Source organism: Luteimonas sp. A611 (assembly GCF_054072715.1).
In genome coordinates this window covers 1,502,287-1,518,106 of sequence record NZ_JBSVRP010000001.1, presented here as the reverse complement: position 1 = coordinate 1,518,106, position 15,820 = coordinate 1,502,287, and the positions used below count along the sequence as shown (strand labels likewise).

Here is a 15,820-nt window from a genome sequence, read left to right as displayed (position 1 = left end):
TGTTGGCTCCTCAAACGCCGGTGGGCAAGGTTGCGTGCAGTTCCTGCAGCGCCCACACCGGGCCGCTGCCACGATAATCCAGGGAATGGAGCAGCGCCTTGGCGCCGGCGACGGTGGTGGAATAGGTCACGCGCTGCTGCAGCGCCTCGCGACGGATCGAGAACGAGTCCGCGATGGCCTGGCGGCCCTCGGTGGTGTTCACGATGTAGGCGATCTCGCCGTTCTTGATCAGGTCGACGATGTGCGGGCGGCCTTCCAGCACCTTGTTGACCTGCTCGCACTGGATGCCGTTCTCGCGCAGCCACTGCGCCGTGCCGCTGGTGGCGACGATCACGTAACCACGTTCGACCAGGTCGCGGGCCACCGGCAGTACGCGCTTCTTGTCGGGATCGCGCACCGACACGAAGGCCTTGCCGCTCGGGGGCGGCGCCTTGATCCCCGCCGCTTCCTGCGCGCGAGCGAACGCGGCGCCGAAGCTGCGGCCCACGCCCATCACCTCACCGGTCGAACGCATCTCCGGCCCGAGGATCGGGTCGACGCCCTGGAACTTGGCGAACGGGAAGATCGCCTCCTTGACCGAGTAGTAGTCCGGCACGATTTCCCTGGTGGCGCCCTGCTCTTCCAGCGTCATGCCGGCCATGCAGCGGGCAGCGATCTTGGCCAGCGGCAGGCCGGTGGCCTTGGACACGAACGGCACCGTGCGCGAGGCGCGCGGATTGACTTCGAGCACGAAGATCCTGTGCTCGCCTTCCTCGTCCAGCTGCACCGCGAACTGGGTGTTCATCAGGCCGACGACGTTCAGCGCCTTGGCCATCGCCACCACCTGTTCGCGCAGCTGCGCCTGCACCCCGGCCGGCAGCGAATACGGCGGCAGCGAACAGGACGAATCGCCCGAGTGCACGCCAGCCTCCTCGATGTGCTCCATCAGCCCGCCGATCAGCACGTTGCCGTCCTTGTCGGCGATCACGTCGATGTCCACTTCCACCGCATTGTCGAGGAAGCGGTCGAGCAGCACCGGTGAATCGTTGGAGACCTTGACCGCGTCGCGCATGTAGCGCGCCAGGTCGGAATCGGCATGCACCACTTCCATCGCGCGGCCGCCGAGCACGTAGCTCGGGCGCACCACCAGCGGGTAGCCGATCTCGCGGGCCAGCACCTGCGCCTCTTCGGCGCTGCGCGCGGTGCGGTTGGGCGGCTGCCTGAGGCCGAGCTGGTCGACCAGCTTCTGGAAGCGCTCGCGGTCCTCGGCCAGGTCGATCGAATCGGGCGAGGTGCCGATGATCGGCACGCCGTTGGCCTCCAAGGCGCGCGCCAGCTTGAGCGGGGTCTGGCCGCCGTACTGCACGATCACGCCCTTGGGCTTCTCCAGCTCGACGATCTCCAGCACGTCCTCGAGCGTGAGCGGCTCGAAGTACAGGCGGTCGGAGGTGTCGTAGTCGGTGGACACGGTCTCCGGGTTGCAGTTGACCATGATGGTCTCGTACCCGTCCTCGCGCAGGGCGAGCGCGGCGTGCACGCAGCAGTAGTCGAACTCGATGCCCTGGCCGATGCGGTTGGGGCCGCCGCCGAGCACGATGATCTTCTCGCGATCGGTCGGATTCGCCTCGCACTCGTCCTCGTAGGTCGAATACATGTAGGCCGTGGTGGTGGCGAACTCAGCCGCGCAGGAGTCCACGCGCTTGTAGACGGGCCGGACGCCGTGGGCGCGACGCAGCGCGCGCACCGCCGACTCGTCGGTGGCCACCAGCTGCGCCAGGCGCGCATCGGAAAAGCCCATGCGCTTGAGCGCGCGCAGACGGGCACCGTCGAGGGCGTCGATGCCGGCGGCCGCCACTTCGTTCTCGGCAAGCACGATGTCCTCGATCTGGTCGAGGAACCACGGATCGACGAAGGAGAGCGCGAACACCTCCTCCACCGACATCCCGGCGCGAAACGCGTCGGCCAGGTGGAACAGCCGCTCCGGCCCTGGCTCCTTGACCTCGCGACGCAGCGTGGCCAGGTCGGCCTCGTCGGTCAGGTCCAGGCCGGTCGGGTCGAAGCCCACCTTGCCGGTTTCAAGGCCGCGCAGCGCCTTCTGCACCGATTCGGAGAAGGTGCGACCCATCGCCATCACCTCGCCCACCGACTTCATCTGCGTGGTCAGGCGGGAATCGGCCTGCGGGAACTTCTCGAACGCGAAACGCGGGATCTTGGTCACCACGTAGTCGATCGATGGTTCGAACGAAGCCGGGGTCTTGCCGCCGGTGATCTCGTTGCGCAACTCGTCGAGCGTGTAACCGACGGCGAGCTTGGCGGCGACCTTGGCGATCGGGAAGCCGGTGGCCTTGGAGGCGAGCGCCGAGGAGCGCGAGACGCGCGGATTCATCTCGATCACCACCACGCGCCCGGTCTGGGCGTTGATGCCGAACTGCACGTTGGAGCCGCCGGTGTCCACGCCGATCTTGCGCAGCACCGCGATCGAGGCATCACGCAGGCGCTGGTATTCCTTGTCGGTGAGGGTCTGCGCAGGTGCCACCGTGATCGAGTCGCCGGTGTGCACGCCCATCGGATCGAGGTTCTCGATCGAGCAGACGATGATGCAGTTGTCCGCGGTGTCGCGGACCACTTCCATCTCGAACTCCTTCCAGCCCAGCACCGATTCCTCGACCAGCACTTCGTTGGTGGGCGAGAGCTCGAGCCCGCGCTTGACGATGTCCTCGAACTCCTCGCGGTTGTAGGCGATGCCGCCGCCGCTGCCGCCGAGGGTGAAGCTGGGCCGGATGATGGTCGGATAGCCGACGGTCGCCTGGATCTCGACCGCTTCCTCGAAGGTCCTGGCCACCGCGGCCTTCGGGCACTCAAGTCCGATCTCGCCCATCGCCACGCGGAACAGCTCGCGGTCCTCGGCCATCATGATGGCTTCGCGCTTGGCGCCGATCAGCTCGACGCCGTACTTGTCCAGCACACCATGATCGGCCAGGTCCAGCGCGCAGTTGAGCGCGGTCTGGCCGCCCATGGTCGGCAGCAGCGCGTCGGGTTTTTCCTTGGCGATGATCTTCTCGACCGTCTGCCAGTTGATCGGCTCGATGTAGACCGCGTCGGCCATGTCCGGGTCGGTCATGATCGTCGCCGGATTGCTGTTGACCAGCACCACGCGGTAACCCTCCTCGCGCAGCGCCTTGCACGCCTGCGCGCCGGAGTAGTCGAACTCGCAGGCCTGGCCGATGACGATCGGGCCAGCGCCGATGATGAGGATGGTCTTGAGGTCGGTGCGCTTTGGCATCAGTGGTTCTCTGCGTGCTGCTTCGCCATCGACGCGATGAAGCGATCGAACAGCGGGGATACGTCCTGCGGACCGGGACTCGCTTCCGGATGGCCCTGGAACGAGAACGCCGGCGCGTCGGTCAGTTCGATGCCCTGGTTGGTGCCGTCGAACAGCGAGCGGTGGATCACGCGCACGTTCGCCGGAAGGCTCGACTCGTCGACCGCGAAACCGTGGTTCTGCGAGGTGATCATCACCCGGCCGTCGTCGAGCGACTGCACCGGGTGGTTGGCGCCGTGGTGGCCGCTCGGCATCTTCATGGTCTTCGCACCGGCGGCCAGCGCCAGCAGCTGGTGGCCCAGGCAGATGCCGAACACCGGCACCTTGGCCGCGAGCAACTCGCCGATGGCGGCGATCGCGTAGTCGCAGGGCTCCGGATCGCCGGGACCGTTGGACAGGAACACGCCATCGGGCTGCATCGCCAGCACTTCGGCCGCAGGCGTTTGCGCCGGCACCACCGTCAGCTCGCAGCCACGCTCGGCCAGCATGCGCAGGATGTTGCGCTTCACGCCGAAATCGTAGGCCACCACGCGATAGCGCGAGGGCACGCGTGCGACCTCGCCGGTGTCCAGATCCAGCGAACCCTCGGTCCAGGCGTACGCGGCGTCCGTTGTCACCACCTTGGCCAGGTCCATGCCCTTGAGGCCGGGGAACTTGCGCGCCGCTTCGAGCGCCTTCTCCACGTCGATCGTGCCGGCCATCAGCGCGCCGTTCTGCGAGCCACGCTCGCGCAGCAGGCGGGTCAGCTTGCGCGTGTCGATGCCGGCGATGGCGACGATGCCGCGATCGTGCAACCACTGCGGCAGCGCGACCTGGCTGCGCCAGCTGCTCGGACGACGCGGCACCTCGCGCACGATCAGGCCGGCGGCCCAGACCGTGCTGGCCTCGTCGTCCTCGTCGGTGCAGCCGGTGTTGCCGATGTGCGGATAGGTCAGCGTCACCAGCTGGCGCGCGTACGAAGGATCGGTGAGCACTTCCTGATAGCCGGTCATGGCGGTGTTGAACACCACCTCGCCGACGGACAGGCCGTTCGCGCCCACGGAAACGCCCTCGAATACAGTGCCGTCTTCGAGGACGAGGATTGCGGTTTGGGTCACTGGCTTCGCCTACGTGAGGTTGCAGAAAACCGCCGGTGCGGTTCTGGACCGGTCCGGGGGCGTGAGGAATCAGGCGAGCGGGAATGATACCGGGCCGGGTCCGCTCGCGCCAGACAGAACGCGGCGGGAACTGAACGATTCGCGGGCTGCCACGCTGCGATCCCGGCGTAATCGGGGGATCCCGGGCCGATGTCCGGGCAGGATTTCGCGGCGCCGGGAAGACGCCTAGGGCAGTGACGCGGCCTACAGCAGGTCGCGCACCCGATACAGGCCCGGATCACGGCCGGCGAGACGGCTGGCGGCATGCAGCGCACCGCGCGCGAAGATGTCGCGACTGGTTGCACGGTGAACCAGTTCGATGCGCTCGCCCATCGCTGCGAACTGCACCAGGTGCTCGCCGACGATGTCGCCTGCGCGCAGCGAGGCATAGCGCGGCTGCGCGCCGCCGCGTCCTGCCGCCTCGCCCAGCGAGAGCGCGGTGCCGGAGGGCGCGTCCTTCTTCTGCGTGTGGTGGGATTCGACGATGTCGCAGTCCCAGCCCGGCAGCGCCGCGGCGCTGCGTTCGACCAGTTCCTCGATCACGGCCACGCCAAGACTGAAATTGGATGCCCACAGCACCGGGATCGCCTGCGATGCATCGCGCAGCGCATCACGCTGGGCGTCGGAAATCCCGGTCGTGCCGGACACGAAGGCCGCGCCGCGTGCCACGCACAGCGCCAGCACCGGGTCGAAGCCGTCGGGCAGGCTGAAATCGATGGCGGCATCGAATGCAGGCGCGCCGCCGAGCTCGCTGCTGGCGAAATACGGCACGCCCTCGACCACGCGCTGGCCAATCCGGCGCTGCACCGCCGCCACCACCTGCAGGTTCGGCAGGTCCGCCGCCAGTCGCAGCAGGGCCTGGCCCATGCGCCCGGAGGCGCCGTGGATGAGGAGTCGGACGGGCGTGGTCATGCGCGCAGGCTAGCCGCGCGCAGGGTGCCCGACAAGCCCGCGCGGGTCAGGAGACCATCCGGTCCCAGAAGCCCTTCACGCCGTCGAGGAAGGTGCTCGCCTTGGGCGAGTGCCGGCGCGCGCCGTCGCCGGCGAAGGTCGACTCGAACTGCTCAAGCAGTTCGCGCTGCTCGGGGGTGAGGTTCACCGGGGTCTCAACCACGACCTTGCAGTACAGGTCGCCGGGTGCGCGGCTGCGCACCGACTTGACGCCCTTGTCGCGCAGGCGGAACACCTTTCCGGTCTGGGTTTCGGCCGGGATCCGGATCTCCGCCTCGCCGCCCAGGGTCGGCACGCGCACGCTGTCGCCGAGCGCCGCCTGCGAGATGCGGATCGGCACCTCGCAGTGCAGGTCGTCGCCGTCGCGCTCGAAGAACTCGTGCGGACGCACGCGCACCTCGACATACAGGTCGCCCGGCGGCACGCCCGCGGGCCCGGCCTCGCCCTCTCCTGCCAGGCGGATGCGATCGCCGCTGTCCACGCCCGCCGGCACCTTCACCGACAGCACCTTCTCTTCCTCGATGCGACCGTTGCCGTGGCAGGTCTTGCAGGGGTTGGCGATGGTCTGGCCGCGGCCGTGGCAGTGCGGGCACGGCTGCTGCATCGAGAAGATGCCGCGCTGGAACCGTACCTGCCCGCGTCCGTGGCAGGTGTCGCAGGTTTCGAGCTTGCGATCCTCCGAGCCACTGCCGTCGCAGTCCCCGCATTCGGCAAGGGTCGGGATCTCGATGCGCTTCTCGACCCCGCTGACCGCTTCGTCCAGGTCCAGCTCCATCACATAGCCGACGTCGGCGCCACGACGTGGCCCGCCGCGTGCGCCGCCGCCGCCGAAGATGTTGCCGAAGATGTCGCCAAAGATGTCGCCCATGTCGGCGCCGGCGAAGCCCGGCCCGGCATTGCCGCCACCCATGCCGTGTTCGAACGCGGCGTGCCCATGCTGGTCGTACATGCGGCGCTTGCCGCCGTCCGACAACACTTCATAGGCCTCCTTGCACTCCTTGAACGCGGCCTCGGCGGCCTTGTCGCCGGGGTTGCGGTCCGGATGGTGCTTCATCGCGCAGCGACGATAGGCCTTCTTCAGGTCCTCCTCGCTGGCGTTGCGCGCAACGCCCAGGACTTCGTAGTAGTCGCGTTTGCTCATGGTGCGGTGATTGGTGATCCGTTACAGGGTGGTTCGAAAAAAGGTGGCGATCCGGGACGGAAAAAGCGGAGCTTGAAGCCCCGCTTCTTCCACGCAAGCATCACCCGTGGGCGGTCACGGCTTCTGCTCGTCCTTGACCTCGGTGAACTCGGCGTCGACCACGTCGTCGCTGGCCGACGCGGGGCCGGCACCGGCATCGCCTGGCTGCTGGGCCGCGGACACTGCGGCGAACAGGGCCTGCGCGGCCTCCTCCAGTGCCTTGGTGCGGGTCTCGATCTGCCCCTTGTCGTCACCCTTCATGGCGGTCTCGACATCGGCGATCGCCGACTCGACCCGGCCAATCACGTCGCCCGGCACCTTGTCGCCGTTGTCCTTGATCGCGCCGCGGGTGCTGTGCACCAGCGCGTCGGCCTGGTTGCGCGCGCCGACCAGCTCCTGGAACCTGAGGTCGTCCTCGCGGTGCGCCTCGGCGTCGGCGACCATCCGCTGGATCTCGTCGTCCGACAGGCCCGAGCCGGCCTTGATCTCGACCTTCTGTTCCTTGTTGGTCTTCTTGTCCTTGGCGGTGACGTGGACGATGCCGTTGGCGTCGATGTCGAACGACACCTCCACCTGCGGCATGCCGCGTGGCGCCGAGTCGATGCCGGTCAGGTCGAAGCGCGCCAGCGACTTGTTGAAGCGCGCCTGCTCGCGCTCGCCCTGCAGCACGTGCACGGTGACCGCGGACTGGTTGTCCTCGGCGGTGCTGAAGGTCTGCGAGGCCTTGGTCGGGATGGTGGTGTTCTTCTCGATGATCTTGGTGAACACGCCGCCCAGGGTCTCGATGCCCAGGCTCAACGGAGTCACGTCGAGCAGCAGCACGTCCTTGACCTCGCCAGCCAGCACGCCGCCCTGCACGCCCGCGCCGATGGCGACGGCCTCGTCCGGGTTGACGTCCTTCTTCGGCTCCTTGCCGAAGAACTCCGCCACCGCCTGCTGCACCTTGGGCATGCGGGTCTGGCCACCGACCAGGATCACCTCGCTGATGTCGGATGCGCGCAGGCCGGCGTCGTTGAGCGCGACCTTGCACGGCTCGATGGTCTTGCGCACCAGGTCCTCGACCAGCGCCTCGAGCTTGGCGCGGGTGAGCTTGATGTTGAGGTGCTTCGGACCCGAGGCGTCGGCGGTGACGTACGGCAGGTTGACCTCGGTCTGCTGCGCGGTCGACAGCTCGATCTTGGCGCGCTCGGCCGCGTCCTTCAGGCGCTGCAGGGCAAGTGGATCCTTGCGCAGGTCCAGACCGGAGTCCTTCTGGAACTCCTCGACCAGGTAGTCGATGACGCGCTTGTCGAAGTCCTCGCCACCGAGGAAGGTGTCGCCGTTGGTGGCCAGCACCTCGAACTGCTTCTCGCCGTCGACTTCAGCAATCTCGATGATCGACATGTCGAAGGTGCCGCCGCCGAGGTCGTACACGGCGATCTTGCGGTCGCCGCCGCCCTTGTCCAGGCCATAGGCCAGGGCGGCCGCGGTCGGCTCGTTGATGATGCGCTTGACGTCGAGGCCGGCGATGCGGCCGGCGTCCTTGGTCGCCTGGCGCTGCGAGTCGTTGAAGTAGGCCGGGACCGTGATCACCGCCTCGGTGACCTTCTCGCCCAGATAATCCTCGGCGGTTTTCTTCATCTTCTCCAGGATGCGCGCGGACACTTCCTGCGCCGAGAGTTTCCTGCCGTCGCTGGTCTGCACCCAGGCGTCGCCGTTGTCGTGCGCGACGATGTCATAGGGCACCAGGTCGAGGTCCTTCTTGACCTCGGCATCGGTGAACTTGCGGCCGATCAGGCGCTTGACCGCGTAGAACGTGTTCTTGGGGTTGGTGACGGCCTGGCGCTTGGCGGACGCGCCGACCAGCACCTCGCCGTCCTTGGTATAGGCCACGACGGACGGCGTGGTGCGATCACCCTCGCTGTTCTCGATGACCTTGGCCTTGCCGCCGTCCATGATCGCCACGCACGAGTTGGTCGTGCCCAGGTCGATGCCGATGATCTTTGCCATGGTGGGTTCCCTCTGGAATCTTCGTCAGGTGGCGGCGATGCCGCCGATGGTGCGTATCTGGGGTGTCGAGCCCTTCCCTTCAAGGGCCAAGGGCGCGCCTTCCCCTCGGCGGGGAAGGCGGAAAGCAGGACGTCAGTCCTGTTTCGCGACCGACACCAGGGCCGGGCGCAGCAACTGCTCGTTGAGCAGGTAGCCCTTCTGGAACAGCTGGAACACGCTGCCCGGGGCGACGTCGGTCGTCTCGACCGCGCTCATGGCGTTGTGCTTCTCCGGGTCGAAGCCATCGCCCGCTGCCGGGGCGACCTCGACCAGGCCGTTGTTGCCGCACACGCGGGTCAGTTCGCGCAGGGTCAGCACCACGCCGTCGCGCAGCGGATCCTCGGCCGGGGCGGTGTTGAGCGCGGCCTCCAGGCTGTCGAACACCGGCAGCAGGTCGCCCAGCAGTTGCTTGTTGGCGAAGCGGCAGGCGTTGCGCACGTCGCGCTCGAGGCGCTTGCGCTGGTTTTCCATGTCGGCGCGGTCGATCAGCGACTGTGCGCGCAGTTGTTCAAGCTCGCCTTCGAGCGCCTGGATGCGGTCGTCGGGGGTATTCAATTCTTCAGCCGCGGGCGCGGCATCCTGCATCGGTTCCGTGGTCATGTTCCTGGGGCTGGTAAGGCGGTCGCAGGGCCGCCGACCCCGCAGCTATGGGGTCGGCGGATCCGGATTCAAGGCGGCGCCCAGCAGCTCGGCGGTCGCCTGCACCACCGGAATCACCCGGTCGTAGGCCATCCGGGTCGGGCCGATCACGCCCAGCACGCCCAGCACCTTGCCACCCGCGCCGTAGGGTGCGGTCACCAGCGAAACGCCCTCCAGCGGCGCCAGCCCGGTTTCCTCGCCGATGAAGATGCGCACGCCCGGCGCCTTGATCGTGCGCTCCAGCAGCTGCAGGATCTCGCGCTTGCGGGCGAAGGCCTCGAACAGCTCGCGCAGGCGGTCGAGGTCGGACAGGTCCTGCACGCCGATCAGGCGGGTCTGGCCGGCGACCAACATGTCGTCGTCGTCGACCGGCGCCAGCGCCTGCTCGGCCAGCTCGACCGTGTGCGAGAGCAGCGCCTCCATCTCGCTGCGCGCGGCCTGCAGCTCCCGCACCAGGCTGGCGCGGATGTCGGCGACCTGGCGGCCGGCGAAATGGGCGTTGAGGTAATTGGCCACCCGCTCCAGCTCCGAGGCCTCGTAGGGCCGGCGGGTCTGGATGATGCGGTTCTGCACGTCGTTGTCGGAGAACACCAGGATCGCCATGACCCGCTGCGCGTCGAGCGGGACGAAGTCGATGTGGCGGAAGGCGAACTGCTCGCGGCGCGGCACCGAAACCACGCCGACAAAGTGGGTCATCGCCGACACCAGTTCCGAAGCGCTGCCCAGCAGCGACTGGGTGCCGCCGCCCGCGGCCAGTTCGCCGCGCAGGCGGGCCATTTCGGCATGGGCCAGCGGCTGCAGCTGCAGCAGCGAGTCGACGAACACGCGGTAGCCCTGCGCGGTGGGCACCCGCCCGGCAGATGTGTGCGGCGCGGCCAGCAGCCCCTGCTCCTCGAGGTCGGCGAGGATGTTGCGGATCGTCGCGGCGCTGACGTCCAACCCCGCGTGCCGGGCCAGCGTCTGCGAGCCCACCGGCTCGCCGTCGCGGATGTAGCGCCCGATCAGCGTACGCAGCAGCTGGCGCGCGCGCAGGTCGAGTTTTTTGCCGGGCAAGGATGCGGACATGGACCGATTAGATCGCCGATGCGCGCAAGGGCGCAAGCGGCCTGCGCACCGGGCCAGCCGTGGTCCTGCGCCGGCGCGGCAGTGGGCGGCCCGACGGGTGCGGACTTTCCCGACCCGCATCCGGCGCCTTTGCGTCTCGGCTGTTGCGACTGCGCGCACTACAATGCGCGGCCATGCTCAAACGCCTGACCCTCCGCGATTTCGCCGTCGTCCCCGAGTCCGAACTCGAGTTCGGCCCGGGCATGACCGTGATTTCCGGCGAGACCGGCGCGGGCAAGTCGCTGCTGGTCGATGCGCTGGGCTTCCTGTCGGGCCTGCGCGCCGATGCCGGCATGGTCCGCCACGGCGCCCAGCGCGCCGAGCTGCACGCCGAGTTCGATCCGGCCGCGGTGCCGTCCGCCCTGGCCTGGCTGCACGAACAGGAGTTCGACGACGGCACGGCCTGCACCCTGCGCCGCACCCTGCGCGCGGACGGCGGTTCGCGCGCCTGGATCAACGGCCGCCCGGCCACCCTGGCCCAGCTCTCGCAGCTGGCCGGCCTCCTGGTCGAGATCCACGGCCAGCACGAGCACCAGGCGCTGATGGAAAAGGCCAGCCAGCTCGCCCTGCTCGACGCCTTCGGCCGCCACGAGCCACAGCTGGCCGCGGTGCGCGGGGCGGCGGCCGCCTGGGCTGCGCTGCTGCGCGAGCGCGACGCCCTGTCCAAGACCGGCGACGTGTCCGAACGCATCGACTGGCTTGGCCACCAGCTCGCCGAACTCGAGCGAGAGGACCTGCGCCCGGAGTCGATCGAGTCGCTGGTCGCCGGCCATCGCCGCCAGGCACACGCGGCCGGGCTGATCGCGGCCTGCGACGACGCGCTCGACGGCCTGGCCGGCGACGATGGTCCCGCGCTGGTGCGCCGCCTGCAGCAGCTGCGCGGCGGGCTGTCGCGCGAGCGTGCGCACGAACCGCGGCTGGGCGAGGTCGATGCCATGCTCGACTCGGCCGCCATCCAGCTCGACGAGGCCACCCTGCTGCTGCAGCGGGTGCGCGACGAGCTCGACATCGATCCAGCCCAGTTCGAGGCGCTGGACGCAACACTGGCGCGGCTGCACGAGCTGTCGCGCAAGCATCGCGTGTCGCCCGGGGAACTGGCCGGTCAGCAGGCCGCGTTCACGGCCGAACTCGAGGCGCTGCGCGATGCGGGCGTCCGCCTGGCATCGCTCGAGGGCGAGATCGGCAAGGCCGCGGCGCTCTGGCGCAGCGCTGCCGACGCCCTCGGCAGCGTGCGCGCCGACGCGGCTGCGCGGCTGTCGCAGGCCACCACGACGCTGATTGCCGAGCTTGGCATGGGCGGCGGCGTGTTCGAGGTGGCGCTGGAACCCGTCGATGCCGGCCGCCCCGATCCGCAGGGCGGCGAGCGCGTGGAGTTCCTGGTCTCGGCCAACGCCGGGCAGCCGCCGCGCCCGCTGCGCCGCGTCGCCTCGGGCGGCGAACTGTCACGCGTGTCGCTGGCCATCGAGGTCGCGGCGCTCGGATCGGACACGGTGCCGACGATGGTCTTCGACGAGGTCGATTCGGGCATCGGCGGCGCGGTTGCCGAGATCGTCGGCCAGAAGCTGCGCGCCCTGGGTGCACGCTGCCAGGTGCTGTGCGTGACCCACCTGCCGCAGGTCGCCGCGCAGGGCCATGCCCACTACCTGGTCAGCAAGGCCGATCTCGACGGGCAGACCCGATCCGGCGTGCGCCGCCTCGATGCCAGGGAGCGCCAGGAAGAGCTGGCGCGCATGCTCGGTGGAGTGGAAGTGTCGAAGGAAGCGCGCGCGGCGGCGAGGCGGTTGCTGGCCAGCACCTCGGATTGAGGCGACGCCGGCCGGGCTGAGCCTTCTTCGCAACAGAACGCTCGGTACCAGGCGGGCCAGAGATGCTGCGCGCGAACCCTCCAACAGACCCGGCAGGCCGCCGGTCGATCGTGCCTTCCTGCCCCGGCCACCACCGTGATGAAAGCGTGAGCGCTGCCACGCCGCGCCGGCGTATCGTCGCCGGCTGAATGGCGATCCACGGCGGGATGGTGACTCACACGATGCAGGCACTCGATGGTGCGCCCGCCGACCTGCCCGGCAGGTCCGACGATGCGATGCGCATGATGCTGTCCGCGCTGCAGGCGGTCGCACAGGGCGACTTCGGCATGGAACTGCGCGGCCACTGGGAGGGCCTCGAAGGGCACCTGGCCGACGCCTTCAATACCGTGGTGCGCAGCAACCGCGAACTGGCGCGCGAACTCGCCCGCCACGAGGTCGCGCAGGTCTACGATCCGGAACAGGTCGAGGCCGAAGTCGAGCGCTTCGCACCGCACCTGGTCTTCCTCGATATCGGCATGCCCGGACGCAGCGGCTACGAGATCGCGCGCAGCCTGCGGCAGCGGCATGCCGCGTCGGCTCTCGGCATCGTCGCCGTCACCGGCTGGGGGCACGCGGAAGACCGCAGCCGCAGCCGCAGCCGCAGCCGCGAGGCCGGTTTCGACGAACACCTGGTCAAGCCGCCGCAGCTCGACGCGATTCGGCGCCTGTGCGCCGCGGGGGGACGGGACACGCAGCCGTGAGCGCACTGATTGCCAGGACCTGGATGGACCGCGTCGCGCACGACCTGCGCGGGCCGCTGGCGCCGATGCAGACCGCGGTCTACCTGCTGCGCGACCCGCGCATCGCCGACGGCCAGCGCGACGAGCTGCTCGCAGTGCTGGAGCGGCAGATCCAGCGGCTGGGCGGCATGATCGATGAGTTCAGCGACCTGGGGCGGGCCGGTACCGGCCAGTTGCTGGTCCGACGCGAAACGATCGACGTCGAGCTGCTCGTGTCGGACACCGCCAGCCGCCTGCAGGCCAGGGCGCCACGGGTCAGCTGGGGGCCGGAGGTGCAGGGCCTGGAGATCGAAGGCGACGTGCTGCGGATCGCCCAGTTGTTCCACACCCTGCTTGGAATGCAGCTGTCGCGCGTTCAGCCCGAGCCGGTGCAGGCCCGGCTCGAGCTCGCGCGCGGGCGTCTGCGCATGACCTGCGCGCTGCAGTGCAGTGGTGTTTCGGATGCGCTGATCGCAGCGCTGCTGAGCTCGCCGCATCCGGACCCACCGGACGACGCGCTCGGGCTGGGCCTGATGATCGCGGTCGCGATTGCAGAAGCGCACGGCGGCAGCCTTCAGGGGCGCGCCGGCGCCGGGGACACCGTGGAGCTGGTGCTCGAACTACCCTCGGGTCGCGCCGTGCCCGCCGACGTACCGGCGCAGGGCTAGGATCGGGGAGGCACGCCAGCCTGCCCGGTGCCGGGCGCTGCCGAGGGCGCTGCCGTGTTCAGCGTTGCTTGCGCACGTACAGAACCAGCGAGTGCTCGTCGAGGATATAGCCGTGCTCGCCCGCGATCCGGTTGATCAGGGCGACGATTTCCGGACTCTCGAATTCGGTGATCTGGCCGCTGCCCATGTCGACCATGTGGTAGTGGTGGTCGCCGCGGTCGAGCTCATACAGGGCGTGGCCGCCCTCGAAATTGTGCTTGCTCACCAGGCCCGCGGCCTCGAACTGGGTCAGCACCCGGTACACCGTGGCCAGGCCGATCTCGTCGCCCTGGTCGAGCAGTTGGCGATAGATGTCTTCCGCCGTCATGTGCTGGCGCGGGTTCTTCTGTTCGAGCAGTTGCAGGATGCGCATGCGCGGATGCGTCACCTTCAGCCCGGCCTTGCGCAGGTCCATCGATTCCATGGGTACTCCAATCACATCCGATCTGGCGCCCAGCTGACTGGAAGCCCGGTCGCGGTGGCCTTCGGAGTGTATCATCGGGACAATTGCAGCCCCGGTTCCGCAGGCCCCGTTCTATGCCCATGTCCCGCCTTCTGTTCGCCGCCCTGGTCGCCATCGCCACGGCCGGCTGCGGCATCCTCTACAAGCAGCCGATCTACCAGGGCAACCTGATCGAACAGTCCGCCGTCGAACAGCTCCAGGTCGGCATGGACAAGCAGCAGGTGGTGTCCCTGCTCGGCTCGCCGTCGATCACCGATCCGTTCCACCACCAGCGCTGGGATTACGCCGCCACGCAACGCATCAACCGCCGCGGCCATACCGAGGTGAAGACCCTCACGCTGTGGTTCGAGAACGATGCGCTGCAGAAGTGGGATGGCGAATACTTCGCCGAGCAGGACAAGGAATTGTCCGAGCGCATGCGCCGTTTCGGCAACCTGCCCAAGGAAAAGGGCAAGCAGGGACGCCGCTAGAAAGTCCGCTCGCCGCGGCTCAGCGCCGGCCAGCGCGGTCGGCCTGCACCCGGGCCCGGCGGCGACGACTGTCCTTGGGGTCGGCCAGCAGCGGGCCCAGCAGTTCGAGACGGTCGCCCTCGTGCAGCGGCGCGTCCTGCTCCACTCGTTCGCCGTGGACCGCGAAACCCGCCACGCCATCGCGCGGCAGCCGCGTGAGGGCCAGCGCATCGGCCACGGTCGCGCCCTCGCCCAGCTCCAGCTCCTCGCTCTCGAAGCGCTCGGGCCAGGCGCGGATCAGTTGCACCCGCACCGCCTCAGGCTTCCGCGTCCGCCACGCGCACGAAGTCGTCGACCATGCGGTCAGCCAGCCCGCGCAGTCCCAGCGACAGCACCGGCAGCATCAGGCTGCTCTTTGGCTCGAAATCGAGCGACAGCGACACCTTGCAGGCGCTCTCGTCCAGGGCATGGAACTGCCAGCGCCCGTGCAGCCGCTTGAAGGGGCCGTCGCGCAGCTCCATCTCGATATGGTGCGGCGGCGCAAGCGTGTTCTCGGTGGTGAACCAGGTCCCGAACCCGCCGATGCCCAGCTCCAGCCTGGCCAGCACCCGCGCCTCGCCCGCTTCGAGCACCTGGGCGTCCTCGCACCAGCCGAAGCGGCGGGGATAGGCGGCGATGTCGTTGACCAGCGCAAACATCCGGCTCGCGGAATGTTCCACCAGGGCGCTGCGTTGGATCGTGGGCATGGCTCGCGCGGCTGACCTGCTTCGGGGACAATGGCGGAATGGGCAAGAACAGCGGCAAGGATAAGGCAAACGGCGACCGGACCATCGCGCTGAACAGGCGCGCACGCCACGACTACCAGCTCGACGAGCGCTTCGAGGCGGGCATGGCGCTGCAGGGATGGGAGCTCAAGGCGATCCGCGCCGGCCGCGCCAACATCGGCGAAAGCTATGCGATGGTCCGCGATGGAGAGCTGTTCCTGTACGGCGCGCAGATCACGCCGCTGATCCAGGCGTCGACCCATGTCATCGCCGAAGCCAAGCGCAGCCGCAAGCTGCTGCTGCACCGGCGCGAGATCGACAACCTGATCGGCCGCGTGCAGCGCGACGGCTACACCCTCGTCCCCACCGCGATGTACTGGAAGGGCAACAAGGTCAAGCTCGAGATCGCGCTCGCCAAGGGCAAGCAGAGCCACGACAAGCGGCAGGCGTCGAAGGAGCGCGACTGGGACCGCGACCGCCAGCGCGTGATGCGCGCCCACAACAAGTAGTGACCGGCGCAGGCCACGCGACTGAG

15 protein-coding genes are annotated in these 15,820 nt (G+C 68.8%); 5 read left to right on the top strand and 10 right to left on the bottom strand.

Annotated elements, in window-relative coordinates:
* Positions 1–10: 10 nt before the first annotated feature.
* The 7 genes from carB to hrcA all read right to left on the bottom strand — a co-directional run bounded on the left by carB (position 11) and on the right by hrcA (position 10,300).
* Entirely contained in the window at positions 11–3,262 is a 3,252-nt protein-coding gene (carB, locus tag ACW5EG_RS06695; protein WP_457017990.1) for a carbamoyl-phosphate synthase large subunit, read from the bottom strand.
* Complete coding sequence (gene carA, locus ACW5EG_RS06690; protein ID WP_457021102.1) at positions 3,262–4,398, bottom strand: glutamine-hydrolyzing carbamoyl-phosphate synthase small subunit; 1,137 nt, start codon at positions 4,396–4,398, stop codon at positions 3,262–3,264. Before carA ends, carB begins: the two co-directional genes overlap by 1 nt.
* Before the next feature lie 243 nt (positions 4,399–4,641).
* A complete protein-coding gene (gene dapB, locus ACW5EG_RS06685) occupies positions 4,642–5,349 on the bottom strand; it encodes a 4-hydroxy-tetrahydrodipicolinate reductase (protein ID WP_457017988.1) in 708 nt (235 codons plus the stop codon).
* 46 nt (positions 5,350–5,395) lie between these two features.
* Positions 5,396–6,529 (bottom strand): molecular chaperone DnaJ, encoded by a 1,134-nt coding sequence (gene dnaJ / locus ACW5EG_RS06680; RefSeq protein WP_457017987.1) that lies wholly within the window; start codon positions 6,527–6,529, stop codon positions 5,396–5,398.
* Between the two features lie 114 nt (positions 6,530–6,643).
* Entirely contained in the window at positions 6,644–8,557 is a 1,914-nt protein-coding gene (dnaK, locus tag ACW5EG_RS06675; protein WP_457017986.1) for a molecular chaperone DnaK, read from the bottom strand.
* A gap of 132 nt (positions 8,558–8,689) precedes the next feature.
* The gene (gene grpE / locus ACW5EG_RS06670) at positions 8,690–9,196 is read right to left on the bottom strand and encodes a nucleotide exchange factor GrpE (RefSeq protein ID WP_457017985.1); all 507 of its coding nucleotides are present in this window, start codon (positions 9,194–9,196) and stop codon (positions 8,690–8,692) included.
* A gap of 45 nt (positions 9,197–9,241) precedes the next feature.
* On the bottom strand, positions 9,242–10,300 hold the full coding sequence (gene hrcA, locus ACW5EG_RS06665) for a heat-inducible transcriptional repressor HrcA (protein WP_457017983.1): 1,059 nt from the start codon (positions 10,298–10,300) through the stop codon (positions 9,242–9,244).
* Positions 10,301–10,473: 173 nt separating this feature from the next.
* Here hrcA and recN point away from each other — a divergent pair, with 173 nt between their 5' ends.
* The 3 genes from recN to ACW5EG_RS06650 all read left to right on the top strand — a co-directional run bounded on the left by recN (position 10,474) and on the right by ACW5EG_RS06650 (position 13,570).
* A complete protein-coding gene (gene recN, locus ACW5EG_RS06660; RefSeq protein WP_457017982.1) occupies positions 10,474–12,144 on the top strand; it encodes a DNA repair protein RecN in 1,671 nt (556 codons plus the stop codon).
* Between the two features lie 221 nt (positions 12,145–12,365).
* Positions 12,366–12,884, top strand: a complete 519-nt coding sequence (locus tag ACW5EG_RS06655; protein WP_457017981.1) for a response regulator — start codon at positions 12,366–12,368, stop codon at positions 12,882–12,884.
* Positions 12,881–13,570, top strand: coding sequence for a sensor histidine kinase (locus tag ACW5EG_RS06650; RefSeq protein WP_457017980.1), 690 nt, complete (start codon positions 12,881–12,883; stop codon positions 13,568–13,570). The genes ACW5EG_RS06655 and ACW5EG_RS06650 overlap by 4 nt, the downstream gene beginning before the upstream one ends.
* A gap of 58 nt (positions 13,571–13,628) precedes the next feature.
* Here the strand turns inward: ACW5EG_RS06650 and ACW5EG_RS06645 are convergent, their stop codons facing one another.
* Complete coding sequence (locus tag ACW5EG_RS06645; protein ID WP_457017979.1) at positions 13,629–14,033, bottom strand: Fur family transcriptional regulator; 405 nt, start codon at positions 14,031–14,033, stop codon at positions 13,629–13,631.
* A 119-nt stretch (positions 14,034–14,152) separates the two neighbouring features.
* Between ACW5EG_RS06645 and ACW5EG_RS06640 the strand changes: the two genes are divergently transcribed.
* Positions 14,153–14,542 (top strand): outer membrane protein assembly factor BamE, encoded by a 390-nt coding sequence (locus ACW5EG_RS06640; RefSeq protein WP_457017978.1) that lies wholly within the window; start codon positions 14,153–14,155, stop codon positions 14,540–14,542.
* 19 nt (positions 14,543–14,561) lie between these two features.
* Here the strand turns inward: ACW5EG_RS06640 and ACW5EG_RS06635 are convergent, their stop codons facing one another.
* A complete protein-coding gene (locus ACW5EG_RS06635) occupies positions 14,562–14,828 on the bottom strand; it encodes an RnfH family protein (protein ID WP_457017977.1) in 267 nt (88 codons plus the stop codon).
* 10 nt (positions 14,829–14,838) lie between these two features.
* Entirely contained in the window at positions 14,839–15,267 is a 429-nt protein-coding gene (locus ACW5EG_RS06630; RefSeq protein WP_457017976.1) for a type II toxin-antitoxin system RatA family toxin, read from the bottom strand.
* Between the two features lie 38 nt (positions 15,268–15,305).
* Here ACW5EG_RS06630 and smpB point away from each other — a divergent pair, with 38 nt between their 5' ends.
* Positions 15,306–15,794: an SsrA-binding protein SmpB gene (gene smpB / locus ACW5EG_RS06625; protein ID WP_457017975.1), complete on the top strand. Its 489-nt coding sequence runs from the start codon at positions 15,306–15,308 to the stop codon at positions 15,792–15,794.
* The last annotated feature ends 26 nt before the right edge of the window (positions 15,795–15,820 follow it).

Excerpts from the sequence above, each read along its gene's own strand:
- carB (WP_457017990.1), bottom strand. The coding sequence starts at position 3,262 with ATGCCAAAGCGCACCGACCTCAAGACCATCCTCATCATCGGCGCTGGC.
- dapB (WP_457017988.1), bottom strand. The coding sequence starts at position 5,349 with ATGACCACGCCCGTCCGACTCCTCATCCACGGCGCCTCCGGGCGCATG.
- dnaJ (WP_457017987.1), bottom strand. The coding sequence starts at position 6,529 with ATGAGCAAACGCGACTACTACGAAGTCCTGGGCGTTGCGCGCAACGCC.
- dnaK (WP_457017986.1), bottom strand. The coding sequence starts at position 8,557 with ATGGCAAAGATCATCGGCATCGACCTGGGCACGACCAACTCGTGCGTG.
- grpE (WP_457017985.1), bottom strand. The coding sequence starts at position 9,196 with ATGACCACGGAACCGATGCAGGATGCCGCGCCCGCGGCTGAAGAATTG.
- hrcA (WP_457017983.1), bottom strand. The coding sequence starts at position 10,300 with ATGTCCGCATCCTTGCCCGGCAAAAAACTCGACCTGCGCGCGCGCCAG.
- recN (WP_457017982.1), top strand. The coding sequence starts at position 10,474 with ATGCTCAAACGCCTGACCCTCCGCGATTTCGCCGTCGTCCCCGAGTCC.
- ACW5EG_RS06655 (WP_457017981.1), top strand. The coding sequence starts at position 12,366 with ATGCAGGCACTCGATGGTGCGCCCGCCGACCTGCCCGGCAGGTCCGAC.
- ACW5EG_RS06645 (WP_457017979.1), bottom strand. The coding sequence starts at position 14,033 with ATGGAATCGATGGACCTGCGCAAGGCCGGGCTGAAGGTGACGCATCCG.
- ACW5EG_RS06640 (WP_457017978.1), top strand. The coding sequence starts at position 14,153 with ATGTCCCGCCTTCTGTTCGCCGCCCTGGTCGCCATCGCCACGGCCGGC.
- ACW5EG_RS06630 (WP_457017976.1), bottom strand. The coding sequence starts at position 15,267 with ATGCCCACGATCCAACGCAGCGCCCTGGTGGAACATTCCGCGAGCCGG.
- smpB (WP_457017975.1), top strand. The coding sequence starts at position 15,306 with ATGGGCAAGAACAGCGGCAAGGATAAGGCAAACGGCGACCGGACCATC.